Genomic DNA, 26698 nt, shown 5'->3' on the forward strand with positions numbered 1-26698 from the left:
TTGGCGACAGAGTGGCAATAATTTTAGAGGAAAAATAATGGCTATTCTAAACAAATCACAAACAGAGAAGCAGAATAAAGATTATTGGCGAACATCAGAGTTATTGATCAATGATGCGTTAACACTGCTGAATATAAAAGGCTTTGATATTGACGTATGTTGCTCAAGCGAAGATGTTCAAATAGAAAAAAGCTACTGGTGTTTAACTGAGGCTAATGACGCATTGAGTGATATAGATTGGTTTTCTGATTCATATTCTGATAGCTCATTTCCACAATTTACGACTTCATTTTGCAATCCACCATTTTCTAGGAAATGGGAGTTTTTCAAAAAGGCGATTGAACAAGTAAACAAATTTAGCAAACAAGTATTGATGGTCCTGCCCTACACCCCTGCTACTAGGGCGTGGAGCGACAATGTACACGGACAAAACTGTATTATTTATGTTCCGGATGGTCGTTATCAGTATCTATTGCCGAGCGGTGAAAAGTCTGTAAATAACTGTAATTTTGATACGTGTCTAATTCTGATTGTGCCATTTAAGTGTGGAAATGTAATTGTTAATTATAAGCGAGGTTTAAGTGAGTGAAAAAGTATATGACGTTGATTTACCACCTCCTAAATTCGGAATGTTTGACCCAGTTTTTTATGACGGTATGAAAACAGAAATCGCAAATAATGATATTTATTATGCATATGATGAATCTGGCGTTATGTGCCCGTGGTATCACATCCCCGTTTTTATAGACGGGTTTATTAGCATTCAACTAGTACCAGAAACAGATTTAACGGAGGTGGGTAATGATTAATTGGCGTGATGCTAGCAAAGAGTTGCCAGAAACCCTTACTGATTGCGTTGTAATTACTAGGTCATTTTCGCAAGACGGGAAAATTATAACTAGCACTCAGAACTCATGTTATTACAGAAGAAGTGACAAATGGGGGTATGTTAATGGCTGTCATGTTTTAGCTTGGGTTTACACGCATGAATTAATACAGTTATGCGGATTAAATCAATATTTAATGATGGAGTAAATTATGATTACAGATAAACATTCATTGACACGAACTGAGCTATTAAAAGAGGCTATTGCTTGCGTTAAAGAAATTGAAAAAATGCAAAAACAAATTGATAAACAACTGGAGCGAAAAAATGGCAAATAATTTAAATCAGTGTTTATTCACTGGCAGAATCGGGAAAATCGAGGAGCGTTACACTTCTGATAACAAGTTAATTGTTAATTTCACTATGGCAATTGGTAGCTATAAGAAGAATGGCGATAGCTACGAAAACGTCACAGACTGGGCTAACTTACGAGCGTTCGGTAAGATTGCTGAGAAAGTGCGAGATAAAGGCAAAGGTGCTTTTATTCGTGTTACAACTCGATACAAAACAGATAAATGGCAGGACCAACAAGGCAACAACAAAACAGCTATTTATTTTATAGTTGATGATTTTGAAGCGTTAACGTTCGATAAAAGCAGTAATCAGTCAGCACAACAATCTAAACCGCAAGCACCAGCTCAGGCTCAGGCTCAGGCTCAGGCTCAGGCTCAGCAAAATGAGTTTATAGATAATGAGATTCCTTTTTAATCAATAAGTTATAAAGTTACCCACAAAATCTGTTAATAACTCACTGAACAACCACCCATTCTATTATTAAGAAGAAATAATTATGACTAACTACACTAAAGCACAGCGAGAGATGATTCTTTAAGAGAGCTTATGAAAAAATTTATAAAATTACACTGTATTGATTTTAAACGTAATTCAATAATTGAATTAACTTCACCAACTGTTATTAATACTGATTTAATTGTATCTATTAATGAAGAAGAAGTTAGGCACCCCTGTACTGGTCAATGGATTTTTTTTACTAGAATAATTTTAAAAGATGCTGACGATATTTTTACACATGAAAGCGTAGATAATATTTATTCATTAATGGAATCGTCTTAACGAAAGCAAAGAGCAATAATTGCTATTGCTGAGTGTTATTTGTTGATGAGAGAGAATCAGAGGTAATTATGGAAATGATTACATTAAAAGATGCGGCAAGAATGACAAAATTATCTTACACGTATCTTTATGAAAAAAGAAAAGAATACGGATTTTCTTTTCAATCTAAATCAAAAAATAGAGTTGGAAAATGGTTGGTCGATAAAAAAGAGTTTGAAGAAAAGTTCAAAGCAAATCATAATGCAAATCGGCTAACCTCTGAAATTAAGGAGGTAAAAAAATGTCAATTAAAAAACGGGGAGAAGTTTGGCATATTGACATCGTCGCGCCAGATGGCTCAAGAATTAGGCGCTCTACTGGTACGGCAGACAAAAAACAGGCGTTAGAATATCATGATCGGCTAAAAGCTGAATTGTGGGAAACGTCAAGAATCAACAAAAAGCCAACCAGGCTTTTTGAAGAAGCTATTATATTGATGTTAAAAGATGGAGAACATCAAGCAAGATTTGACTATAAACAGGCTCACGCAGAATATTTTTTAAATATCTTTTCGGGTAGAGATTTATCAACTATTACTGGTGAGGAGTTAACGAACAGTATACCAACATTTCATGCAAAAACTAAGAAACCAATAGCAAATGGTACAAAAAACCGTTATCGCTCTACGATTCTCAGGGCGTTTAGTTTAGCTCATAAAATGAACTGGATTGATGCTGTTCCCTACATTCCTCGTTATGGTGAGCCTAAAGTCAGAGTAAGGTGGATCACAAAGGAAAAAGCAAGCTTACTCATACAGAATCTAAAATTACAATGGATGAAAGACGTTTGTTTTTTTGCGCTATCAACAGGTGCGCGTATGAGTGAGATATTTACGCTAACGTGGCACAATGTTGATCTTGTTAATCGTGTAGCAACCGTCACTAACGAAAACGCAAAATCAGGAAAAGCAAGAGCGTTATTACTAAATCATGACGCAATGGAGTTAGTACGTAAGTTAAGATTCAGGAATAATTGTGAATATGTATTCACTCGTTCAACTAAAAAGCGAGTGCGTGATATTGATCGGCGAGATTTTAAACAAGCCTGTCAATTATCAGGAATAGATAATTTTCACTTTCATGATTTACGCCACACTTGGGCAAGCTGGCACGTTCAAGCAGGTACACCGCTCTATACGCTCAAAAATCTTGGCGGATGGGAAACGTTAGAGATGGTGAATAAATACGCTCATCTAAACGCAGATCATATGCTTGAATTTGCAAACAATGTCACATTTACGGCACAAGGCTCGCTCAACGACACAATGAGAAACGTTAAAGATGGTTAAAAGCTTATATAAATCATAGTGTTTAATGGTGGCCCCTACTGGACTTGAACCAGTGACCAATCGATTATGAGTCGACTGCTCTGACCAACTGAGCTAAGGGGCCATTTGGATGTGCTACTTAGTTAGTAGGGTTGCGATTATAATAGAGTTAAATCGAATTTGCTATAGTTAATTAATAAAATAGGTCGGTTTGATTATTTATTGTCCTGTGATTTATTAGATTTTATACAAGTTTAATTACTGATATTTTTTGTTTAATTAAACTGCTACAATAATTTAGTTTATTATTGATTGTTGTTTTATTGGTTGAGGAAATATTATGTCTATAAAAAAATTATTATTCATTGGTGTTACGATGGTTGCGACTTTACTTTTAGGTGCTTGTAGTAGTTCTAACTATCAAACTACTTCTGCCGGTAGTCAAGTTCGGTTTATTGATACTAAACCAGCTGCTTCTTGTCAGTTATTAGGTAAAGCAGAGGGGCGTCGTAGTAGTTTTTTTTCTGGTCTTAAAACACATAGTGAGCTTATTCGTGATGCGGCTTCTGACCTGATGAATAAAGCTGCTGCAATGGGTGGTAATGTGATTTATAATGCACAGGATACTTCAATGCAATATATTTCTGATATTGCACCAACAGATGCGGTTATGGTTGGTGAGGTTTATAGCTGTAAATAATGCTGATTAAATGAAAAAGGGAAGTTTTCCTTCCCTTTTTGCTGATAGTAATAACTTGTAATATTTTGAGTTAATTTAGCTATTTTGTTTTTCAAATCGCTGCATAAAATCAATTAAATAATTGATGCCTTCTTGATCCATAGCGTTATAAATTGATGCTCGCATACCTCCTGCAATTCGGTGACCTTTAATGCCAATAATGTTAGCTTGAGTTGCTTCGCTTACAAATTTTTTATCCAACTCTTCATTTGGTGATAAAAAAGTAACATTCATAATTGACCGATTTGCTACTGCAACATTATTTCGATAAAAGTTAGATTGGTCGATGAATTGATATAGTGATTGTGCTTTAGCTTGGTTTCGTTGCTGCATTGCTTTTAATCCACCAAGACTTTTTATCCATTTAAACACTAGCCCCGACAAATACCATGCAAATGTAGGTGGAGTGTTAAACATTGAATCGTTGTCCATTAAGATTTTGTAATCTAGTACTGATGGTAAGATTTTTTTTGCATGGCCAATTAGATCTTCTCGCACAATGATAATGGTAATACCTGATGGACCAATATTTTTTTGAGCACCCGCATAAATTATGCCATATCGATTTATGTCAATAGGTTGCGATAATATACACGATGATAAGTCAGCTACAACGGTTTTGTCACCAAAGTTGGGTTCTTCAAAGATTTGAACGCCATCAATTGTTTCGTTTGGACAATAGTGTACATAGGCAGCATTATCATTTAATTGCCATTCTGACATAGATTTAACAGCCGTTAGTCCGTTTTGTTTGATAACAACATTTTGTTCATTAACTTGGCAATATTTGCTGGCTTCTTTGATTGCGCATTGGCTCCAATAACCACTGTTAATATAGTCGGCACTGGTTTTATTTCCTAAAATATTTAATGGAACTGCAGCAAATTGTGCTCTGGCTCCACCTTGGCAATAAAGAATTTTGTAATTTTTAGGAACGTTTAAGATTTCTCGTAGGTCGTTGGTAGCCTCAATAGCACAGGCGTCAAAATCTTTACCTCTATGGCTTAATTCCATGACTGATGCGCCAGTATTATGCCAATTTAATAATTCAGTTTGAACTTGTTTTAATACTTCAGCAGGCAATTTTGCTGGACCGGCACTAAAATTATAACTTTTACTCATTATGCTTCACTTTAATCCATTCAAAAAAGAGCTCTATTTTTACACTGTATGAACAGATATACAATCATATTTTTTGTTAAAAAGTTTCAGGTAACTATGTGTTTCAGTATAAAAACACCAGCTAATACAGGTATAGTTGTTATTAGATTAATATAGCTGTTTATAAAGTTGTTGCTTGGCAACTTCAATCGCTGATTTTACCTGTTGTGGTGAAACCCCACCTTTGGCACATCGTTTAGCTAGGCATGATTCTAACGATAATATTGGATAAACATCATTATCAATAACTGGGCTAAATTTTTGTAGTTCTTCAAGCGAAAGTTCTTCGAGCGCTTTTTGCTTTGCAATAGCATCAACAACTGCTTCACCAACAATGTGGTGTGCCTCACGGAACGGTATGCCTTTGGCTACTAAATAATCAGCCAGTTCAGTTGCATTAGAATAACCTTGTTTGGCAGCTTCTTGGCAATTTGTGTAGTTAATTTTAATATCCTCTAGTACTAGTGTGGACATATCTAAGCATTCTTGCCAAGTATCAAGTGCGTCAAATAGATGCTCTTTGTCTTCTTGTAAATCTTTATTATAAGCAAGCGGTAAACCTTTGAAGGTCATTAAGGCTCCTGTTAATGCACCTGCAACCCGCCCTATTTTGCCACGAATCAGTTCTAATGCATCTGGATTCTTTTTTTGTGGCATGAGTGAAGATCCTGAAGTCACTCGATCTGATAGTTCAACAAAATTGGCTTCACCACTATTGAAAATAATAAGATCTTCAGCAAAACGCGATAGGTGTACCATACCTATTGAAGCATTATTTAATAGTTCAAGAATGTGATCACGATCAGACACCGAGTCCAAACTATTATTAGTTGCTTGAGCAAATCCTAACCAATGCGCTAATTGTTCACGATCCATTGGATAGGCAGTTCCAGCTAATGCACCTGAGCCTAATGGACTAACATCTAAACGTTGCAATGTATCTTCTAAACGGCTGACATCACGACTTAGCATTTCAAAATAAGCCAGGCACCAATGCGCAAATGTAATTGGTTGTGCTCGTTGCAAGTGGGTGTAACCAGGCATAATAGCTTTTTGGTGCTGTTCAGCGGTTGTAACTAGTAATTGGCGTAAGTGATTTATCGCATTAATTAAATGAGGAATTTGGTCTTTACACCATAATTTTAAGTCGGTTGTTGATTGGTCATTACGGCTTCGTCCTGTGTGTAATTTTTTACCTAATTCGCCAATTTTTTCAATCAGTTTTTGTTCAACCCAACTGTGTATGTCTTCGGCATCACTTTGTAAAATTTGGTTAGGATCTTGTTTAACCAATAACAACAATTCATTTAAGGCTTTTTCTAATTTTTTTTGTTCATCATAAGATATAACGTTAACCGTTACCAATGCTTTTGACCAAGCAATTGAGCCAATGATATCTTGCTCTGCAAGACGATAATCAAAGCGTAATGAATCATTAAAATGCTTAAATCGTTCATCTGCTTCTTGGCTAAAACGCCCACCCCATAATGCCATAATTACCTCAATATTATCTTAAATAAATGTTATCTTAATGATTAGCTGTACAATTTCAATTTTCGTTTTATATATTTATTTTTATAATAAAATTAAATTTAATCAAGAATAAAAATAATATATACAGGACATTGCCTGTATATATTTATTATTATCGCTATTTTATTTGCAAATTGGCGTTTACTTTTTCGCTTTTTTGGCAGTTTGTTTTTGCTGTTCCTCATTTAAAGCACGTATACGTGATGATAATGAGAATAGACGAATAAATCCTCCTGCATGGCTATGATCATAAACTTCATCTTCACCAAATGTAGCAAATTCTTCATTATATAGGCTATTTGGTGATTTCTTTTGCACGGCAGTTGCATTACCTTTATAAAGTTTAACCACTACTTCACCCGTCATGTCTTGTGCCAAAACTTCAGCCGCGGCTTGAATTGATCGACGATATGGTGCAAACCAGCGCCCATCATAAACAACATAAGCCATTTCAATACCTAGTTGTTCACGCCATTTAAAGCTGTCGCGGTCTAATATTAATTGTTCTAAACCACGTAATGCTGTCATCATTATTGTGCCGCCAGGCGTTTCATAACAACCACGCGATTTGATACCGACTAAGCGATTTTCAATGATATCAACTCGACCAACACCATGTTTTGCACCAATTTTATTTAATGTTGCAACACAGTTATATGGTGATAATTTTTTCCCATTTACTGAAACCACTTCGCCTTTTTCAATACCAATGGTTACTAATTCTGGTTGGTTTGGAGCATCTTCAGGCGAAACAGTCCAAGCCCAGCAATCTGTATTAGCTTGGTTCCATGTGCTTTCTAACACACCACCTTCAGTGGAGATATGCCATGCGTTTTCGTCACGGCTGTAAATTTTTTCAACGGTTGCAGTTGTTGGAATTTTACGAACTTTTAAATAATCAATTAATGCTTCGCGTGAACGCAGATCCCATTCACGCCAAGGAGCAATCACTTTAAGTTGTGGTGCAAGTGCAGTATAGGTTGTTTCAAAACGCACTTGGTCATTGCCTTTACCAGTCGCTCCGTGACAGAGTGTATCAGCCCCGACTTCTAACGCATATTCAACTTGCGCTTTTGCAATAATTGGACGAGCCATGGAGGTACCAAGATAATAAGTTCCTTCGTATAAGGCTCCTGTTTTTAAGACTGGATATACGTAATCTTTAACAAATTCTTCTCTTAAATCAACAACCTTACAAGCAACTGCACCCGATGCTTTAGCCTTTTTTTCTACATCTTTTAGTTCTTTTGGATCTTGACCTACATTAGCAACAAAGGCATAAACTTCACATCCACCATAATTTTCTTTCAACCAAGGAATAATTGCTGATGTATCCAAACCACCTGAATAAGCCAATACGACCTTTTTTGTTCCACTTTTTTCCATGTTATACCCTTTCTAAATTAACTGACGATAAAAATGAGTTAAAAATATTTTTTTATTAATCGTTAGATATAGATAACTAGCTTAATATAATAGCTGCTCAATATCTAAGCAATGATTCTTGTGCCTGTAGTGCCTGATTGCCCATTAAATAATTCGATGAGTTGGTGGGATTCTTTCCAACTAGCAATATCAATTGGTCGTCCTAAGGCCTTGGCGGCTTCGAAAGCTGAATTCACTTTAACAACCATACCGTCTGTAATAACACCTTTAGCAATCAGTTGCTCCGCTTGTGATTGAGTTAATGATTCAATGCGTTGTTTGTTTTCGTCAAGTACGCCAACTACATCAGACAATAATATTAAATCTGCATTTAAGGTCTTAGCTAGTGCTACCGCTGCGTGATCGGCATTAACATTCATCATTTGTCCCGCTTGAGTAATACCAATCGAGCTAATAATGGGAAGGTAACCCGAATTAATAAGTAGATTGATTAATGTAGGATCGCCAGCTTTGGCTTCACCAACATAACCTAAATCTTCTGAAATTTGTTTAACTTCTACACTATTACCATCAGCTAAACAGAGTCCTACACTTGCTATTTGCTGTTTTTTTGCTTCTGACAATAAAGTAGTATTGGCACTGCCAGCAAGGCTACCAACAATAACGTCAATTTGATCAGCAGGAGTTACCCGTAATCCATTGCGACGGACTACGGGTAAAGAAAGCCTATCCATTAATGAATCAACTACCGTACCACCACCATGAACAATAATTAATGATCGTTGAAAATTTTTTTTGTACTCACTAATAACGTCAAATAATTTACTTAAGGCATCTTTATTGTCGAGCAATACGCCTCCAAGTTTTATAATTAATGGTTTCATTTTAGTTTCCTATTAATTTAACCTACTTTTAATTCATTAAAAATTTTGTACAGAGCTTTTGAAATAATTCACTCATTTTTATAATAATGACGTGGTTTCATCAAAATTATATCGAATGTTCATACACTGCACAGCTTGTGCTGCTGCGCCTTTTAATAAGTTATCTTCAACAGAAATTAATATTAAATGACGATCTTTTAATACAAATCCAATATCACAATAAGGCAAACCAATGACAGATTTTAATGCTGGCCAATCTTTTTGATAAATTCTAATCAAAGGCTTATTTTTGTAATATTTATTTAGAGCTTTGAGGATATCTTGTGATGTAACACCTTCATTTACTCGGCAAGTAATTGTGGCGTGGATACCTTGTTTAAAACTGCCTAAATGAGGTGTAAAGATCACTTCTTGACCTAAATGTGTTGCAATTTCGGGTTGGTGCCGATGAGTAAAAAGTCCATAGGCATGTAAACTTACTTCACAAAATATATTATTATGCGAAGGTTTTCGCCCTGCTCCACTCACCCCACTCACAGCATTAATAACAGGCCATTGTGAATTATCTAATAGCCCCTCCTCGATTAATGGTTTTAATGGTAATTGTGATGCTGTAGGGTAACATCCTGGTACAGCAATCAGTTGTGCCTGTTTGATTTGTTCACTATTCCATTCTGCTAAGCCATAAACTGCTTTATCTAACCATTTTGGATGCTGATGAGTAAAACCATAATAATCGGTATAAAAAGTAGCAGAGTTAACTCTAAACGCACCCGACAAATCAAAAACTGTACAACCATGTTCTAAAAAATAAGGAGCTATATTGTGGCTGACTACATGTTCAGTAGCTAAAAAAACTATATCAAGATCATTGATATAGGCAGAATAATCTGCAGTGGCAATAAGTGGTAAGTCAACAACACCTTTTAATTGAGGGTGTAAATCATAATCAGAAATAAGCTTACCACCGTCTTGGCTGTTTTCAGACACAGTTAAAGCAATAAGTTGTATATGCGGATGCTTGTGTAAATAATGAGCTAATTTTGCCCCTGCATAACCACTTGCACCAACAACAATTGCTTTTAACATACCCTACCCTTATCTATTTTTTATGCAATAATGTGCATATAGTAGGTTATTTATAAGGCTATTACAAGCACAAAATGAATTCTTATTCACTTTTTGTGAATTTAATTTCAAACATTTTTTGCAGACACCCAAATATTCTAACGTATTATGTTGTATTAAATTGTTTTTTAGTAAATATAAACACGAGTAATCTGTTCGAAATGCCTGCCGATAAAGATCGGCAGGTGAGGTGTTGGATTATTTTAATAAAGTTGCTGATTTTAATATCGCTATCAATAATTCCCAATAACGATAAACACTTTGAATGTTAACTTTTTCATCTGGTGAATGTGGCGAAACAATCGTTGGTCCAATTGATATCATATCCAGATTTGGGTAACTTTGTTTAAATAAACCACATTCAAGCCCTGCATGAATCACCATTATTTTGGCTTTCTGAGAAAAAATTTCGTGATATTTATCTTTAGCAAGCTTTAAAAGCTGTGAATCTAAATTAGGTTCCCAACCTGAATAACCGCCACTTATTTCATAATTAGCATCCACTAATTGGCTAAGTGATGTCAATGTTGATACAACCGCATCTTTAGCACTATCGACTTGAGAACGAATAAGAAAATGGACATTCAGTTGATTGTCCTCAATACTAACAATACCTAAATTGAGCGATGTTTCAACCACACCATGAAGTTGATCGCTCATTCTAACTACACCATTAGGCGCTGAATTTAACCAGCTTATGATTTTATTTTGATGCTCTGTAGTTAATACGCGTTTTACTTTGTTTGATTCAACTTCCGATAACGTTATTTCGATAGCAGGTTCTACATGACCTAACTCACTGTGTAAAATTGTTTGATACTGTTTAACAATGGCTTCTAATTTTGGCAGTTCTTGTTTATTTAGTGTAATTTCAATAAAGGCTTCTCTTGGGATCGCATTACGTAGTGAACCACCTTTTATATCAGCTAATCTAAACGAGATATCTTGTGCATATTGCGCTAAAAAGCGAGCCATCAATTTAATTGCATTTCCACGACCAAGATGAATATCACAACCTGAATGCCCCCCTTTTAATCCTTTAAGTGAAATGTTCATATAACAATCATGCTTTTCTGGCATTACTGCATAAGTAACAGCAAAGGTTGTAGTAAAGTCAACGCCGCCAGCACAACCTGTAAATATTTCGCCTTCATCTTCAGAATCAGTATTAATTAGATAGTGACTTTTTAGCCAATTAGGTTGTAAACCAAAGGCTCCGTGCATACCAGTTTCTTCTGATACTGTTATCAATACTTCAATTGGTCCATGTTCAACAGCAGGATCAATTAAAACAGCTAATGCAGATGCTAACCCCACGCCATTATCAGCACCTAATGTCGTTCCTTTGGCTTTTACCCATTCGCCATCAACATAAGCTTGAATTGGGTCAGTTAAAAAGTCGTGACTAGTACCTTCATTTTTTTGTGGTACCATATCCATATGAGCCTGTAATGCAATTGATGGGCACTCTTCCATACCTTTGGTAGCAGGTTTACTTAACAAAATATTACCTACTTTATCAAGTTTGCAATCAATACCATGAGTTTTAGCAAAATCGACGATATATTTAGTTATCATTTGTTCATGGTGAGATGGGTGCGGAATTTTACAGATATCATTAAAAATCTGCCAAACAAATTTAGGCGTTAAGGTAGAAAGCATAATATAACCTCAATATTAAGTATGTAATAAATTAATGAGTGGTTTTTTTTATTGAATCACATTATAATAAGGTGCAATTTTACATCTATTTTTAGTTCATTAATATTTATTTATTCATACAATCGATTAAAATTGCAGGTTACTCAATGTCAACAGATCAAATTTTATTAACAGAAGAAGAAATCCAAGCCAAAAAACAACATAAAGCAGAACTTATTGCTGAAAAGAAAAAATTCAATGTTACTTGGGAAATGTTGCAATCCTATGGGCGCCAACTTTCTGAACGCTTATTACCTGCAAATCAATGGAAAGGTATTATTGCCGTTAGTCGTGGTGGATTAGTTCCAGCGGCAATTTTAGCGCGCGAATTAAGTATTCGCTATGTCGATACCGTTTGTATTTCAAGTTATGATCATGATCATCAACGTGAAAAACTAATATTAAAACAAGCTAATGGTGATGGTGAAGGTTTTATTGTTGTTGATGATTTAGTTGACACTGGTAACACTGCTCATACAATTCGCGAAATGTACCCTAAAGCTCACTTCGTAACTATTTTTGCAAAACCTGCTGGTAAACCACTTGTTGATGATTATGTTGTCGATATTGCACAAGATACTTGGATTGAACAGCCATGGGATACAGGTGTTATGTTTGTTAAACCTATTAGCGATCATAAATAATTGATAAGGAAGTTAAGGTTGTTATGGCAACTACCGAAAATCTAACTGAACAGATATTTAAACCACAATTTGATTATCCTGAAACTTCAACACTTATCAATCGCATTGATAATAGTAATGGTAGTAGCATTAGCGCCTTAGATGGGGAAGTTGACTCCAGATGGTATCGAGTTATTAATCCCATTTTGTGGCATTGGCGTGGATTACCCAAATTAGAGGCTGAAGCGGTTTTATCAAAAATTGCCGCTTCAACTCGACGCCACACAAATGATACCTGGCTAGACACTGTTGTTGGTTATCAATCTGGCAACTGGGTCTATGAATTTTTAAATCAAGCGGCAGTATGGCAAGCTAAAGCTGAATCAATTGATGAAGCAAATCTTATAGATGAAAATAAAAATAATTTACACAATTATTATCTCATAGCCAGCATATATGCAAGTATTGCTAGTTATCCTCATTTTAAAAATGACCAACTAGCAATGTATGCCCAAACATGCGCTTATCAGTATTATGCAAAAGCTCTTCAATTTTCTCCATTTTTGATAAAAGAACTGGAATTTAAAGTCGATAATCGTAGTGTCAAAACAATTTTACATTTACCAAAATGCGAAGGGATTTGCCCTGTTGTGTTTATTTGTAATGCATTAGGCAATTTGCAGATTGATTATTATCGTTATTTTAGTGAATTTTTAGCGCCTCATGGATTTGCCATGCTAACTGTTGATCTACCAACTGTTGGTTATAGCCGTAACTTTGCTTTATCACAAAATAGTAGCCAAATTCATCAAGCTATATTAGAGCAGTTGTCTTCTGTTCCATGGATAGATGATCATCGGATTATTGTTGCTGGATTTAGGTTTGGTTCGCATATTGCCACACGTTTAGCTTATTTGATGCCAAATAAAATAAAAGGCGTATTTAACTTTACTCCGTTTATTCATCAAATCTTTGTTGATAAAGATCTGCAAAAAAATCTACCGAATAGTTATAAAGATATGTTAGCTAGCCGTTTGGGATTGCCTTCAATATCCAACCAACAATTGGCAGCAGAATTAAATTATTTTTCACTAAAAAATCAAGGACTTTTAACTCATGCTTGTCATGTGCCTGTTATGAATATCATCTTTGAGGATGATAAGTTAAGTGATCTTTGTGAAGCAAAATTAATTCATTCAATCAAACAAAATAAAGTAATAACTGTACCTAAAACACAGTTACAAAAAAGTTTGCATCAGGCGTTAACACAATCAGTAAATTGGATGAAGTCTGTTATATAACGTGAAAAAATAAGAATATGCTATGACTATTAAAAAACAACAAACCGTGGTTGTTAAATTAGGTACCAGTGTACTAACAGGTGGAACAAAACAACTTGATCGAGCACAAATAGTTGAGTTGATAAGACAATGCGCAAGTCTACATCAAGATGGACATAAAATTATCATTGTTACATCTGGTGCAATTGCAGCTGGACGCGAATATCTTAACTTCCCTACCCTAGCTAATACTGTTGCTTCAAAGCAATTACTCGCTTCTGTTGGACAAAGTAAGCTTATTCAACTTTGGGAACAGCTATTTTCTATCTATAAGATCTATATTGGTCAAATGTTACTTACCCGTGCAGACCTTGAAGATCGTGAAAGATTTTTAAATGCCCAAGACGTTTTAAAAGCAATGTTAGATAATCATATCGTTCCTGTTATCAATGAAAATGATGCTGTTGCAACCGCAGAAATTAAAGTTGGCGATAATGATAATTTATCAGCACTAGCTGCCATTTTAGCCGAAGCAGATAAGTTGATTTTATTAACCGATATTGAAGGTCTTTATACAGCCGATCCAAGAGCTGATAAAAATGCCAAGTTAATTCATGAAATTGATCATATTGACGATAATTTGCGAAGTATCGCCGGTGGTAGTGTTTCAGGGCTTGGCACGGGTGGCATGAGCACAAAATTACAAGCAGCTGAGGTAGCTGGAAGTGCAGGTATAGAAGTTATTATCGCTGCAGGAAATAAACCAAATATTATTATTGATATTGTCAATAATAAACCGATTGGAACACATTTTTCACCACAAAAAACACCATTAGAACATCGTAAACACTGGTTGTTTGGTGCACCAAAAGCAGGCAAAGTGTTATTAGATGATGGTGCTGTTAATGCGATTTTAAATAATGGTAGTTCGCTATTACCTAAAGGGATTATTAGCGTAGAGAAAGATTTTTCTCGCGGTGAAGTTATTGATATTTGCGACAAATTTGGCAAACGTATTGCGCGAGGTGTCAGTCGTTATAACAGTGATGCTTTAAGGCAAATTGCTAGGCATCATTCTCAAGAAATTAGTCAAATTATTGGCTATGAATATGGTCACGTTGCTGTTCATCGTGATGATATGATAATAAAATAAATAATAAACAAGAAAGGAAAATTATAGAATTAGCTATTGGAGGTATAATTGCTAATTGGTTAGCAGTGGATAGATTTAAATTATATGACTGACGATGATAAGCAATCATTATTAAAAGAAATAAATAATATAAAACAACTAAATAGTAATATAAAATAGTGGTGATAACAATGTTACAGCAAATGGGTAAAACGGCTAAACTTGCTTCATATCAACTAGCACAATGTCCTACCGCAATGAAAAACAACACTTTGATGGTTATTGCTGATTTATTAGAACAGCATAGCGCAAGTATACTCATTGCAAATGAAAAGGACATCCAAGCGGCGAAAAAACAAAATTTAAACGAAGCCATTTTAGATCGTCTACTTTTAACACCCAAGCGATTATCATCTATTGCCAATGATGTCCGTAAAATCATTTCATTAACTGATCCTATTGGTCAAATCATTGATGGTTCTACTTTAGAAAACGGTTTAAAGTTACACCGTCACAGAGTACCACTTGGCGTTATTGGTGCGATTTACGAGGCTCGACCAAATGTAACCATTGATATTACAGCTCTTTGTTTAAAAACAGGCAATGCCGCAATACTTCGCGGGGGTAAAGAAACAATCAATACTAATATGGCCACAATTTCTGTTATTCAAAAAGCGTTAAAACAAGTTGGTTTACCCCAGACAGCTGTTCAATATATTAATAATCCTGATCGTAAATATATTCATGAGTTACTTAAACTCGATAAGTATATCGATATGATTATCCCCCGAGGTGGTGCATCTTTACATAAATTATGCCGTGAACATTCAACAATACCCGTCATTACAGGTGGTATTGGAGTCTGTCACATTTTTGTTGATGAAAGTGCTGATATTGATAATGCTCTACCAATTATTGTCAACGCCAAAACTCAGCGTCCAAGCACTTGTAATACGCTTGAAACGTTACTAGTCCACCGAAATATTGCGGAGCAGTTTTTACCAAAACTTTGTCAGGTCATGGCAGATAATAACGTCGTATTACATACTGACCAAAACTGTTATGACATATTAAAAACAGGTAATGCAACTATCCTACCAGTAAAAAATGAAGAATTACGGCAAGAATGGTTATCAAAAGATTTAAACGTGATCATTGTTGATTCACTTGAATTGGCTGTAGAGCATATCCGCGAGTATGGTACGGGTCATTCGGAGTCCATTCTCACGCGTAACTTGCTTAATGCAGAACAGTTTGTAAATCAGGTTGATGCAGCTGCAGTTTATGTCAATGCATCAACACGTTTTACTGATGGTGGGCAATTTGGATTAGGTGCAGAAGTAGCAGTTAGTACACAAAAACTACATGCACGCGGACCAATGGGGCTCGAAGCTTTAACTACCTATAAATGGATAGGTTATGGAGACAATTTAATTCGTCAATAATAAAATTCTGTTTAATATAACTGTTCGGACATCCCAAACAGTTTTTTATGCTTAACCAAACTAATCAAAATTACGCATTAATAATGCATAATTTAAATCGATTTTTTCAGGAATCGGAATATAAACAACATGGCCATCGCCTAAACCAGCAGGAACAGGTTGTCCTTTTTTGTTTTCCATTCGCTCAATCGTAAAAGTTTTGTTGCCTTTCGGCGTCATCATTTCAACGCTATCCCCAACAGAGAATTTATTTTTTACGATAACTTCAGCCAACCCATTTAATCGTTCACCACTAAACTCACCAACAAATTGTTGCCTTTCCGAAACAGAATGGCTATGTTTGTAGTTTTGCATTTCTTCATGCTTATGGCGACGTAAAAATCCTTCCGTATACCCTCGATGAGCAAGTGCATTAAGCTCTTGTAACAAGCGAGGATCAAAAGGCTTACCTTCACTCGCTGCATCAATAGCTTGGCGATACACTTGTGCTGTTCTTGCACAATAATAAAAAGATTTAGTTCTCCCTTCAATCTTGAGCGAATGTACACCAATTTTTGTTAAATCATCTACTAATTCCACTGCTCTTAAATCCTTTGAGTTCATAATATATGTACCATGCTCATCTTCGTAAGCTTGCATATATTCACCTGGGCGACCTGATTCTTCAAGCATAAATACTTTACTAGTAGTTTGACCAATTCCTAATGTTGGTTCAACTTGTTTTACCGAGATCGGTTCACATTTATGTACAATTTGCCCCACTTCGTCTTCTTTACCCTCAGCAACTTTATATTCCCAACGGCAAGCATTAGTACATGTCCCTTGATTTGAATCACGCTTATTAATATAGCCCGAAAGCAAGCAGCGCCCAGAATATGCCATACACAATGCCCCATGGATAAACACTTCTAACTCCATTTCAGGAACTTTTTCACGGATTTCAGCAATTTCATCAAGTGATAATTCACGCGATAAGACGACTCGAGTTAATCCCATTTGATGCCAAAATTTTACTGTTGCCCAGTTAACAGCATTCGATTGTACAGATAAGTGAATTTCCATATCAGGAAAATGTTCGCGAACTAACATGATTAAACCTGGATCTGACATGATAAAAGCATCAGGTTTCATATTTACAATGGGTTCTAAATCACGAATAAAAGTTTTTAACTTCGAGTTATGCGGTGCTATATTCACAACTACATAAAACTTCTTACCTTGAGCATGTGCTTCGTTAATACCAATTGCTAGATTTTCATGATTAAATTCATTATTACGAACTCGTAAACTATATCGCGGTTGGCCGGCATAAACAGCATCTGCACCATATGCGAAAGCATAACGCATATTTTTTAAAGAACCGGCAGGAGAAAGTAATTCTGGTTTTGCATATAAATTTGTCATTAAAAATGCCTCTGATTTCAGGTCAGTATTACTTATAAGTAATAGGTTAAGCAAAATAGGATAGGCATTTTACGCTTTAGGCTATCTGTTGGCAAATTTATTATATTCCAAACTATGAAAAACTTTCAGTTATTGCTTTTCCCGACACTTCTCACTTTGTTTAAGTATGATAAGTTAGGTTTTATTATTCAATAATGGTAAATATTCATCCCATCGGTATTCTCTAATTGGCATGGGATTAACCTCTTTAAAATATAAAACTAATGCAGGTTTAATACCATTCCAATTATCCACGAACTCATATCTAACAAGTTTACCATCTTTGATTAACTTCTTTGTTTTTGCATGATAATTAAAGTAGCTCATAAATAATGTTAATAAATTAGATTATAAAATTGAAAAATAACTGTAACTGAAAAAACTAAAAATTGATTAATTTAAAAAATGGAGGCACATCCCAGAGTCGTACCAAGATAGACGGATTTGTACCCTGAAAGCATATTACTACAAATCAATTAATTATTAAATTAAATTGAATTGTATTCTTGCGTAATTTTAACACTTTTTGTCCCAATTCCCCTAAAATTTCACTTCGCTTATCATGATAACAATAAATTACACACTACCAATTTACATACAATACCAAAGATTTTGTGATGCTACAGGACGCTGTTGAGTATTGTAAGCTGAAGATTGAAAGTGGTGCTTGGTCTATTAACTATAATGACTTATTCATGTGTAGGATTTACTAGCGTTGTTTACAGTAATTTGAGAAACTACTGTAATGAATATACATACTAACGCCTTATCACAGACAAGAGATATGGCGTTTATATTATAAAGAAAAAATAACGGTCACTGATTTGGCAAAACGCTTTATGGTCAGTCGGCCTACCATTTATAATGTACTAAAGAAAGCCCGATTGAAGCTTTTTGTGCCTTTAAACAGTAAAAATGAATGTTATAAAACTATCAGTTATGGTATTAAACGTCTGTTTAAAGTTGAAAAAGCTATTGAAGATAAATTAAGACGGCAAGCTAAACGCTATAACAAAACCTATCCGGGTTAAATGCTACACGTTGATACCAAACGTTTACCTTTACTTAAAAATGAAACAAAACAGCAAACTAGAGAATATTTATTTGTCGGCATTGATGATTTTTCACGTGAGCTTTATGCCGGTATTTACCCTGATAAACCCCAATTTAGCAGTGATACGTACTTTGAATTGAGACGTGGCATCATCAGCAAATATTTAGCGACTCAAAAGAGAGAAAACAAAAACTTAAACGCTTTATTAATTTTTATAATACCGTTAAACCGCATAAAGCGATTTCAGGGAAAACGCTTTATGAGTTTTTAGAGGATTATTTTAACTATGATGTGTAAACAACTCGGCGTTTTCTTAAAGATTGGATAACTAATCAAGTTATTGCTCAGTTATCTTACAGTTAACAATATCAACCAATACAAAGCCGTTCATTATAGAACGGCTTTGTATTGGTTGATATTAATTAAATTCGCTTATTAGGCTTTGTATTTTTTCATTACAATTGAGGCATTAGTACCACCAAAACCAAAGCTATTTGACATGACTGTTGTTAGTTCACGCTGGGTAGGTTCAGTAATAATATTCATACCAATTGCAGCTTCATCAAGTTCATCAATATTGATACTTGGTGTAATAAAGCCATGTTCTAACATTAATAATGAATAGATAAGCTCTTGTGCGCCAGTAGCACTTAATGAGTGACCTGTCATTGATTTTGTTGATGAAATAGCTGGAATGTTATCACCAAATACCTGTTTGATTGCCCATAATTCTTTTACATCACCAACTGGAGTTGATGTGCCATGGGTGTTGATATAATCAACTGGTACATCTAAATCTTGAATGGCAAGTTGCATACAACGCATTGCGCCTTCTCCTGATGGGGCAACCATGTCATAACCGTCTGATGTAGCGCCATAACCAACCAGTTCACCATAAATATGAGCACCACGAGCAAGAGCATGCTCTAATTCTTCAACCACAACCATACCTGCACCACCAGCAATAACAAAACCATCGCGGTTTTTATCATAAGCACGTGAAGCCTTTTCTGGATTGTCGTTATATTTGGTTGATAAAGCGCCCATGGCGTCAAATTCGCAAGACATTTCCCAACAAAGCTCTTCTCCACCACCAGCAAAGACGATGTCTTGTTTGCCAAGTTGAATAAGTTCAGCTGCATGACCAATACAGTGAACCGATGTCGCACAAGCAGATGTCATTGAGTAGCTAACACCTTTGATTTTAAATGGTGTGGCTAAACAAGCAGAAATCGCCGATGACATTGATTTAGTTACAGCATACGGACCAACACCACGTAATCCCTTTTCTTTCATTCCAGCAACAACATTATATTGTGTTTTGGTTGAGCCGCCATAGCCAGCAATTAAACCTGTGCGAGGATTAGAGATTTGTTCAGGGGTTAATTTGGCATCTTCGATCGCTTGTTGCAAAGCAAGATAACCATAAATAGAAGCATCATTCATAAAGCGAACAATTTTGCGATCAATGAGTCCTGTAGTGTCTAATTTGACATTTCCACATACATGGCTACGCATTCCGCTATCTTTCATTTCTTGAGAGAAGGTAATACCACTACGACCTACTTTTAGTGATTCCAAGACTTCTTTAGTATTATTCCCAATACTTGAAAGAATTCCTAGCCCTGTAATTACAACACGTTTCATTTTCTATTTAGCTCCTAAGTTATCTGGCTTTAAAACATGAAATTGTGTTGATTATAGCGTACAGTTGTAAGCTGAACAATACTTTACAATTTTTTTATTTATATCTTCTAATATAGCCTTAATTATTTATATAAAAGGAATCAAACAAAATAGAACTGCCTAAAAGTAGCGTAGCTAAAAAGTAATTTTTGTCAACAATATTTGCTTGCTAAGCTTTATATTATTGTTATATACTGTATAAATAAACAGCTATTGTGGTGAGCCAATATGAACGAAAAAATGATAACTAAACTTGAGATATTAGCTGAGTCGGCAAAATATGATATTTCTTGTTCATCAAGTGGCGCTTCAAGAGGTAATAAAGATAAAGGCATTGGTAGTGCACATAAGTCTGGTATTTGTCATACATTTACTGCCGATGGGCGATGTGTTTCGTTACTTAAAATTATGCTCACTAATTATTGTATGTTTGATTGTGCTTATTGTATTAATCGTCAAAGTAATGATATTCCAAGGGCAGGTTTTACACCACTTGAGTTGGCTGATTTGACCATTGAATTTTATCGCCGTAATTATATTGAAGGTTTATTTATTAGTTCAGGTATTGTAAGAAGCCCAGATCATACCATGGAAAGAATGATTCGAGTGGTAACGATTTTGCGTAATGAATATGGCTTTAATGGCTATATTCATATGAAAGCGATTCCTGGTGCTAGTAATGAGTTAATTAATCAAGCAGGTTTATTGGTTGATAGAATGAGCGTTAATTTAGAAATTCCAACTGAAGAAAATCTTAAAATATTAGCGCCTGATAAAGATCATCAAAGTATCTATCAGCCTATGCGACAAATACATCAGAATATGTTAGAAAATATCGAAGATCGCAAAAAATTTCGCACTGCACCCAAATTTGTACCTGCGGGGCAAAGCACTCAAGTTATTATTGGCGCAACTGATGAATCAGATAAACAGATTTTGCAATTAACTGCCAAGCTTTACAAACGACCAAGTATGAAACGAGTTTATTATTCGGGATTTATTCCAGTTAATAGTTATGACAAGCGGTTGCCTGTTGTACAAGACGTACCAAGAGTGCGAGAAAATCGTTTATATCAAGCCGATTGGTTATTGCGTTTTTATGATTTTAATGTTGATGAAATCGTTAACGATCAATATCCTGATCTTGATTTAAGTGTTGATCCTAAACTGGCTTGGGCAATACGTAATCCGCAGTTTTTTCCTATTGATGTTAACCGTGATAGTTATCAAAAAATTTTACGGGTACCAGGCATCGGTGTTAAATCGGCCAAGTTAATTGTGATGGCAAGACGTCATCGTAAGCTTACTTTTGATGCGCTTAAACGTATTGGTGTTGTTTTAAAGCGAGCAAAATTTTTTGTTGTTTGTCATGAAATGAGAAAATTTAAATTGCTTGATTCTTCGGCCGAATATATCCGACTATCGTTGCAAGATCCGCCTTTGTTAAAAGATAAACAAGATAATATTTCACAGCAATTAGTCATGGAGTGGTAGACATGTTGGCGTTTTATTATGATAAAAGCTTTGAAGGATTGCTATGTGCGGTATTTGATGCTTTTAAACTCAAAAAGATGCCTGAATGCCTGTTGGCTATTGGGCAGGTTGAACCGCTATTAGTATCTAATAGGCATAATGTTGAATTTTGCGATCTTAAATATGAGCGTGTACGTATGGCGTTAATTAATAAGATTAGTAAAGTGGCGCTTCGTCATTTAATGTATGTCTGGTTATCAGAATTGCCTGAAAGTGATTTAATTGTTTTTCGTTATATTTGCAAGGTATTCAAATCATCTAAATCAATCGAAACTGATTTTGCCGATAAAAATGTGTTATCTGTACATGATATTGCCAAAAAAGTTAGTCGGGAGCGGCATCGTATAATGCAATTTGTACGTTTTAATGCAGTTGACAATCCTCTTAAAGATACGATAGAGCCTAATGAAAGGGAAGATAAGGTCTATTTTTCTATCATTGCTCCTATTTATAACGTATTACCTTTAGTTCTTAAATTTTTTAAAGATCGTTTTGCCGATCAAAAGTGGGCTATATATGATGAAAAGCGCGAATACGGTTATATCTATAATTTACATAGTATTGAACCGATCTCGCTCGTTGATAAAGATGATCTGATTATTAATAGTCAGGTGAATCAACGTTATTTATCTAAGGACGAAGTACTATTTCAGGATATGTGGTTACGCTATTGTAATGCATTAACTATAAAAGAACGAATCAATCCTAAATTACAACGCCAGCAAATGCCAAGCCGATTTTGGCAATATTTACCAGAAATGAAATCAATATTAAAATAAATATGTAAATAAAAAATGATTAAATTAGTATCATCATAAACAAAAGAACATAAAAAACCGCCAATTAACAGCGGTTTTTAATATGATTTAGTAAAAGTACGTAATTTAACAAAAGTTATTGTGAATCGATATCATTAATAACATCATTAATCGATTCTTCACGTTGTTTCTGTTTGTTTTCATCTACTTTACCACCCGATGCGATAAAGTCATTACGCTGGAAGTAAGCATTACGCATAAAGTTATAAGGATCATCGCTATTTTTAATTAGATCTTCATATTCGATTGCCATTGCTCGTGCTTCAACGCCATCAATTACACCACGTGCCAACATCCATTGCCAATCTATCCAAGCAAGTGGTGGATAAAGAGTGTCAACAATGCCACCACCTTCTTCTCTCAATGTTGCTGAACCATAAAATGGCAGTACAACATAAGGACCGTAAGGTACATCGTAATGACCAAGAACATCACCAAAAGTTCGTTTGCCACCTTTTTGTAATTGTGGATCAGACATGCTAGCAACATCCATCAAACCAGCAAAACCGAAAACTGTGTTTAAAAAGAACCGCGCTAAATGTGTACCTGCTTTATGGGTATCACCTTGTAGTAAATTGTTTATCATTGAAGCGGGCTCTGAAAGGTTAGATGAAAAATTAACCACACCTGTACGAACTGGAGACGGAACATAATCTTTCCAAGCTACTGCGGCAGGGCGTAAAACATAGGGATCAAGCGCATAGTAGTTAACATCAAACATGGTTTTGTTAAAACCTGATAACGGATCACTATAGGAATTAGTTTCGGCCTGATAAGTAGCACAACTTGTAAGTGTCATTACAGAAAACATCATACCAACAATTCGTTTTTTCATAGTATTTTCGATTAAAAGTAATAAGGTTAATTATGATGCGATTGTATCATGATTACTTAAAATAGAAAATTTTTCGTTATTTCAATGGCATTACCTAATAAAATTTATTAAAATGTGTGGCCTTATGACCTCATAGTTAAATGGATATAACAAGCCCCTCCTAAGGGCTAGTTGCAGGTTCGATTCCTGCTGGGGTCGTATTTTATTAAGTGCTGCTAACTTTTTTTGCATTCCGTATTTATAATTAATTTCCTATTATTTTGTTATTAAAAATTAAATTTAAGAAATCCCATTAGCTTTTTAAAACTTTACTAATTACCTTTATGTATTCTAATTTGACGCAAAAATAAGCATGCTGAATAAATTTTTGTTTTTAATTTATATAATATGAAAATATATTCATGACGTTCGCTTGTAGAAAATTTTCTCGATCCGTTGGGAGTATAATGAATTTAAATCCTATGACAGATTATCGTTCATACACTTCTGTTGACAAATCTAATTCATTTAAAGCTGTTCGAACAGATATGAGCAATGTAGCTAGAGGTTTAAGAAAGTTATAAAGCTTTATTAGCTAATCCTTCGACCCTATATTAAATTTTGTGTATTTACCGGTTAAAGTAGACGGTGAACCCAGTCCCCAAATTCTATCATAAATCGACTCATCGCGCTTTTCCCATTGTGGAGCGACTTTGTTCATTTTTCAGATGCTTGTTGTATCGCTAAATAGATCACCTTTTTCACCGAATCATCTGTTGGAAATACTTTACGTTTTTAATGGCGTGGCGAATTATGCTATTAAGTAACTCTATCGCGTTAGTTGTGTAAATCTCCTTACGGATATCCTTCGGATAAACAAAAAAAGGACTGAGATTTTCCCTGTGCCGTCGCCAAGTTTGACCAATAAACGGGTACTTTTATCCCTCTTCTCTTCAAAATGAGTCAGTTCCTGTGATGCCAGTTCTTGTGTCGATACCTGATAAATGGATTGATTGATTTTATCGATTCGCGTTTGATGTTTTTTGACGAGTTGTGGTTCAAAATCGCTTTCCCTATCACGAGGAATAGCGAGCACTATGGTTTTTATCTCTATGGCAAGAGATACCCCCCCATTCTCTTAGTCTTTTTTCATCCATTTGTAATTACCTATTTTTACTCAATAGAGTAGTTTAAAAATAAGCAAATACACAAATTTATTTATAGAGTTAAAATATCAGATTTATAAACATAAATAATTTTTTTATATGATAATTATTTTAAAACCGAATCATATCTGATTTTATTTCACCTGATTTAATTTCCAACATTCTACACCTATTTTAATCCTTTTCTTTAGTAATAACCTTTCCACAACTAGATAAGATTCCTACTCTTTCATCATAAATAATACTGATATTTGTTGGTTTCATTTGAGTTTATTCAATATAGATAATTTAAAATTAATCAATGCCCCGCTACTTTCGAGAATAAATTAATAATCACCACACCAAACATGATAAATCCAATGCCTACTAGTGCAGCTAAATCCAAAGTTTGTTTTAAAAAGACCCAAGCAATTAAACTGATTAACACAATCCCGATTCCAGACCAAATCGCATATGCAATACCAACAGGGATTGTTTTTAACACCAATGAAAGGAGATAAAATGATGCGCTATAGCCAATAATAGTGATAATTGAGAAAATAAGATTGGTAAAACCATTTGATAGTTTTAATGAAGATGTAGCTATCACTTCGCAGATAATTGCAAAAAATAATAACATATATGAGTTCATTTTAACACCTATAATTGTTAAATCAAATAGCTAACTATCTAAAATTAAAGTTAAAATTTCAGATTAATCAATCTTCAATTAACAGTATAAATGTTAATAAATGTTAATAAATATTACCAATATTTATATTATTTTTACATCATTAATTATGAATTATGAATTATAGATAGCTATTAATACTAGAAAAGAGAGTGAATATGGTGGGTTGTGAGGGGATCGAACCCGCGACCAATTGATTAAGAGTCAACTGCTCTACCGACTGAGCTAACAACCCACTTAAATATTTCAGTTTATATTATATAAATTAGATTAATAATGCAAATTATCAATTTAATTTTATTTATCAGGATATTTTGATATAAATCTCAGAAATATCAAATTCATTATTATAACATTGTAAAATAAAAATAATTATAAAATCAATATTATTTATCTAACTAAAACTTGTTGTCATAATTTACATTAATTCACAATTTAACTTTGGAGGCAAAATGAGAGTATTATCAATTACAATGCTTATCTCAATAGAATTAGTAAGCTCCTTGGCGTATGCTCATACAGCAAATGAAATTATTATCCGAGGAGGACCAGTTTATGTTAATCCTCAAAATAAAAGTGATCATGTTAAAGTAGGTGGAGTAAAAAGCGATCTAAAAGCAAAGGCAGATAACGATACCCAACTTGGATTAAACTTTCAATATATGGTTACTAATAATATTGGTGTCGAATTGCTAGCTGCAACGCCTTTTAGCCATCAGCTTAAGTTAGGGGGTGGTAGTTCAACAGGCCTTTCTGGTGCTCATTTAGGAAAAATTAAACACCTACCGCCAATATTAAGTGCTGTTTGGTATCCGCTTGATTCGCAATATGAGTTTCAACCTTATCTTGGAATGGGCATAAACTACACCTTCTTTTTTGATGAAAAACTCAATGGTGAAGCTAAAAAGGTTGGGTTCCATGGTTTAGATCTTGATAGTTCCTGGGGCTGGGCAGCACAGGTTGGTGCTGATTATACTTTCAATGAAAATTGGCTTGTTAATGCTCAAATACGTTATATTGATATTGAAACGAAAGCAACTACACATTTAGGCAATACTAAAGTGACAGCCAATTATAAGCTTGATCCTTGGATTGCTATGATTGGAGTTGGGTACAAATTTTGATTTAATAAGTATAAAAGCCTCTCATTTGAGAGGCTTCAGATTGATGACAAACCTCGATATAATTCGGGGTTTATTTTTTTATTTAAACCATAAATAGGATTTTTAATTTGGA

29 protein-coding genes, 3 tRNA genes and 1 pseudogene are annotated in these 26698 nt (G+C 34.7%); 19 read left to right on the forward strand and 14 right to left on the reverse strand.

Annotation, left to right across the window (positions count from 1 at the left end; genetic code table 11):
- Positions 1-37 precede the first annotated feature (37 nt).
- The 8 genes from ACGH49_RS09915 to ACGH49_RS09950 all read left to right on the forward strand — a co-directional run bounded on the left by ACGH49_RS09915 (position 38) and on the right by ACGH49_RS09950 (position 3287).
- Positions 38-589 carry a DNA N-6-adenine-methyltransferase gene (locus tag ACGH49_RS09915; protein ID WP_411589219.1) on the forward strand — a complete coding sequence of 184 codons (552 nt, stop codon included), beginning with the start codon at positions 38-40 and terminating at the stop codon, positions 587-589.
- The gene (locus tag ACGH49_RS09920; protein ID WP_065606332.1) at positions 582-809 is read left to right on the forward strand and encodes a hypothetical protein; all 228 of its coding nucleotides are present in this window, start codon (positions 582-584) and stop codon (positions 807-809) included. The genes ACGH49_RS09915 and ACGH49_RS09920 overlap by 8 nt, the downstream gene beginning before the upstream one ends.
- On the forward strand, positions 802-1035 hold the full coding sequence (locus tag ACGH49_RS09925) for a hypothetical protein (RefSeq protein WP_411589220.1): 234 nt from the start codon (positions 802-804) through the stop codon (positions 1033-1035). Before ACGH49_RS09920 ends, ACGH49_RS09925 begins: the two co-directional genes overlap by 8 nt.
- A 3-nt stretch (positions 1036-1038) precedes the next feature.
- Positions 1039-1164, forward strand: coding sequence for a hypothetical protein (locus ACGH49_RS09930; RefSeq protein ID WP_411589221.1), 126 nt, complete (start codon positions 1039-1041; stop codon positions 1162-1164).
- Positions 1154-1594 (forward strand): single-stranded DNA-binding protein, encoded by a 441-nt coding sequence (locus ACGH49_RS09935; RefSeq protein ID WP_411589222.1) that lies wholly within the window; start codon positions 1154-1156, stop codon positions 1592-1594. The genes ACGH49_RS09930 and ACGH49_RS09935 overlap by 11 nt, the downstream gene beginning before the upstream one ends.
- Before the next feature lie 132 nt (positions 1595-1726).
- Positions 1727-1960: a hypothetical protein gene (locus ACGH49_RS09940; protein WP_411589223.1), complete on the forward strand. Its 234-nt coding sequence runs from the start codon at positions 1727-1729 to the stop codon at positions 1958-1960.
- A gap of 74 nt (positions 1961-2034) precedes the next feature.
- Positions 2035-2346: a hypothetical protein gene (locus tag ACGH49_RS09945; RefSeq protein ID WP_411589225.1), complete on the forward strand. Its 312-nt coding sequence runs from the start codon at positions 2035-2037 to the stop codon at positions 2344-2346.
- Positions 2241-3287 (forward strand): tyrosine-type recombinase/integrase, encoded by a 1047-nt coding sequence (locus tag ACGH49_RS09950; protein ID WP_411589226.1) that lies wholly within the window; start codon positions 2241-2243, stop codon positions 3285-3287. Before ACGH49_RS09945 ends, ACGH49_RS09950 begins: the two co-directional genes overlap by 106 nt.
- 26 nt (positions 3288-3313) lie before the next feature.
- On the opposite strand, the gene ACGH49_RS09955 is transcribed toward ACGH49_RS09950, so the two are convergent.
- Positions 3314-3390, reverse strand: a tRNA-Ile gene (locus ACGH49_RS09955).
- 216 nt (positions 3391-3606) lie between these two features.
- Here ACGH49_RS09955 and ACGH49_RS09960 point away from each other — a divergent pair.
- Entirely contained in the window at positions 3607-3966 is a 360-nt protein-coding gene (locus ACGH49_RS09960; protein ID WP_065606320.1) for a DUF4156 domain-containing protein, read from the forward strand.
- 75 nt (positions 3967-4041) lie between these two features.
- Here the strand turns inward: ACGH49_RS09960 and serC are convergent, their stop codons facing one another.
- From serC to ACGH49_RS09990, 6 genes are all read right to left on the reverse strand, one after another.
- Positions 4042-5127, reverse strand: a complete 1086-nt coding sequence (gene serC, locus ACGH49_RS09965) for a 3-phosphoserine/phosphohydroxythreonine transaminase (protein WP_411589227.1) — start codon at positions 5125-5127, stop codon at positions 4042-4044.
- A 147-nt stretch (positions 5128-5274) separates the two neighbouring features.
- Positions 5275-6660: an argininosuccinate lyase gene (argH, locus tag ACGH49_RS09970; protein ID WP_065606316.1), complete on the reverse strand. Its 1386-nt coding sequence runs from the start codon at positions 6658-6660 to the stop codon at positions 5275-5277.
- A gap of 180 nt (positions 6661-6840) precedes the next feature.
- Positions 6841-8085 (reverse strand): argininosuccinate synthase, encoded by a 1245-nt coding sequence (locus ACGH49_RS09975; RefSeq protein ID WP_065560029.1) that lies wholly within the window; start codon positions 8083-8085, stop codon positions 6841-6843.
- A gap of 104 nt (positions 8086-8189) precedes the next feature.
- On the reverse strand, positions 8190-8969 hold the full coding sequence (argB, locus tag ACGH49_RS09980) for an acetylglutamate kinase (protein WP_065606314.1): 780 nt from the start codon (positions 8967-8969) through the stop codon (positions 8190-8192).
- Between the two features lie 78 nt (positions 8970-9047).
- Positions 9048-10058: an N-acetyl-gamma-glutamyl-phosphate reductase gene (gene argC, locus ACGH49_RS09985; RefSeq protein WP_411589228.1), complete on the reverse strand. Its 1011-nt coding sequence runs from the start codon at positions 10056-10058 to the stop codon at positions 9048-9050.
- A 237-nt stretch (positions 10059-10295) separates the two neighbouring features.
- Entirely contained in the window at positions 10296-11759 is a 1464-nt protein-coding gene (locus ACGH49_RS09990; RefSeq protein ID WP_411589229.1) for an aminoacyl-histidine dipeptidase, read from the reverse strand.
- Between the two features lie 146 nt (positions 11760-11905).
- Here ACGH49_RS09990 and gpt point away from each other — a divergent pair, with 146 nt between their 5' ends.
- From gpt to proA, 4 genes are all read left to right on the forward strand, one after another.
- Positions 11906-12442 carry a xanthine phosphoribosyltransferase gene (gpt, locus tag ACGH49_RS09995; protein WP_081296839.1) on the forward strand — a complete coding sequence of 179 codons (537 nt, stop codon included), beginning with the start codon at positions 11906-11908 and terminating at the stop codon, positions 12440-12442.
- A 23-nt stretch (positions 12443-12465) separates the two neighbouring features.
- The gene (locus ACGH49_RS10000) at positions 12466-13722 is read left to right on the forward strand and encodes an alpha/beta hydrolase (RefSeq protein ID WP_411589230.1); all 1257 of its coding nucleotides are present in this window, start codon (positions 12466-12468) and stop codon (positions 13720-13722) included.
- A gap of 22 nt (positions 13723-13744) precedes the next feature.
- On the forward strand, positions 13745-14854 hold the full coding sequence (proB, locus tag ACGH49_RS10005) for a glutamate 5-kinase (protein WP_411589231.1): 1110 nt from the start codon (positions 13745-13747) through the stop codon (positions 14852-14854).
- A 170-nt stretch (positions 14855-15024) separates the two neighbouring features.
- The gene (gene proA / locus ACGH49_RS10010; RefSeq protein ID WP_411589232.1) at positions 15025-16278 is read left to right on the forward strand and encodes a glutamate-5-semialdehyde dehydrogenase; all 1254 of its coding nucleotides are present in this window, start codon (positions 15025-15027) and stop codon (positions 16276-16278) included.
- Positions 16279-16338: 60 nt separating this feature from the next.
- Here proA and yegQ read toward each other — a convergent pair whose 3' ends face one another.
- Entirely contained in the window at positions 16339-17682 is a 1344-nt protein-coding gene (yegQ, locus tag ACGH49_RS10015; protein WP_411589234.1) for a tRNA 5-hydroxyuridine modification protein YegQ, read from the reverse strand.
- Between the two features lie 174 nt (positions 17683-17856).
- Positions 17857-18048 (reverse strand): thermostable hemolysin delta-VPH, encoded by a 192-nt coding sequence (locus ACGH49_RS10020; RefSeq protein WP_065606302.1) that lies wholly within the window; start codon positions 18046-18048, stop codon positions 17857-17859.
- A gap of 512 nt (positions 18049-18560) precedes the next feature.
- Between ACGH49_RS10020 and ACGH49_RS10025 the strand changes: the two genes are divergently transcribed.
- Positions 18561-18752: a hypothetical protein gene (locus ACGH49_RS10025; RefSeq protein ID WP_411589235.1), complete on the forward strand. Its 192-nt coding sequence runs from the start codon at positions 18561-18563 to the stop codon at positions 18750-18752.
- Positions 18753-18934: 182 nt separating this feature from the next.
- A complete protein-coding gene (locus ACGH49_RS10030) occupies positions 18935-19072 on the forward strand; it encodes an integrase (RefSeq protein ID WP_411589239.1) in 138 nt (45 codons plus the stop codon).
- A gap of 138 nt (positions 19073-19210) precedes the next feature.
- Here the strand turns inward: ACGH49_RS10030 and fabB are convergent, their stop codons facing one another.
- The gene (gene fabB, locus ACGH49_RS10035; protein WP_065606301.1) at positions 19211-20422 is read right to left on the reverse strand and encodes a beta-ketoacyl-ACP synthase I; all 1212 of its coding nucleotides are present in this window, start codon (positions 20420-20422) and stop codon (positions 19211-19213) included.
- Between the two features lie 267 nt (positions 20423-20689).
- Here fabB and ACGH49_RS10040 point away from each other — a divergent pair, with 267 nt between their 5' ends.
- Entirely contained in the window at positions 20690-21955 is a 1266-nt protein-coding gene (locus ACGH49_RS10040; protein ID WP_411589236.1) for a putative DNA modification/repair radical SAM protein, read from the forward strand.
- A gap of 2 nt (positions 21956-21957) precedes the next feature.
- Positions 21958-22773 (forward strand): TIGR03915 family putative DNA repair protein, encoded by an 816-nt coding sequence (locus tag ACGH49_RS10045; protein WP_411589237.1) that lies wholly within the window; start codon positions 21958-21960, stop codon positions 22771-22773.
- Between the two features lie 115 nt (positions 22774-22888).
- On the opposite strand, the gene ACGH49_RS10050 is transcribed toward ACGH49_RS10045, so the two are convergent.
- Positions 22889-23647, reverse strand: a complete 759-nt coding sequence (locus ACGH49_RS10050; RefSeq protein ID WP_065606295.1) for an MlaA family lipoprotein — start codon at positions 23645-23647, stop codon at positions 22889-22891.
- 126 nt (positions 23648-23773) lie between these two features.
- Here ACGH49_RS10050 and ACGH49_RS10055 point away from each other — a divergent pair.
- A tRNA-Arg gene (locus ACGH49_RS10055) sits at positions 23774-23845 on the forward strand.
- Between the two features lie 417 nt (positions 23846-24262).
- On the opposite strand, the pseudogene ACGH49_RS10060 reads toward ACGH49_RS10055, so the two are convergent.
- The 3 genes and pseudogenes from ACGH49_RS10060 to ACGH49_RS10070 all read right to left on the reverse strand — a co-directional run.
- Positions 24263-24638: pseudogene (locus tag ACGH49_RS10060) on the reverse strand (transposase); the annotation flags it as partial.
- A 452-nt stretch (positions 24639-25090) separates the two neighbouring features.
- The gene (locus ACGH49_RS10065) at positions 25091-25423 is read right to left on the reverse strand and encodes a DMT family transporter (RefSeq protein ID WP_065606291.1); all 333 of its coding nucleotides are present in this window, start codon (positions 25421-25423) and stop codon (positions 25091-25093) included.
- A 198-nt stretch (positions 25424-25621) separates the two neighbouring features.
- Positions 25622-25697, reverse strand: a tRNA-Lys gene (locus ACGH49_RS10070).
- Between the two features lie 217 nt (positions 25698-25914).
- Here ACGH49_RS10070 and ACGH49_RS10075 point away from each other — a divergent pair.
- Entirely contained in the window at positions 25915-26586 is a 672-nt protein-coding gene (locus ACGH49_RS10075) for an OmpW/AlkL family protein (RefSeq protein WP_065606290.1), read from the forward strand.
- Positions 26587-26698: the final 112 nt, after the last annotated feature.

It is taken from the genome of Gilliamella sp. BG7, assembly GCF_046635565.1.
Classification (GTDB): Bacteria; Pseudomonadota; Gammaproteobacteria; order Enterobacterales; family Orbaceae; genus Gilliamella; species Gilliamella apicola_P.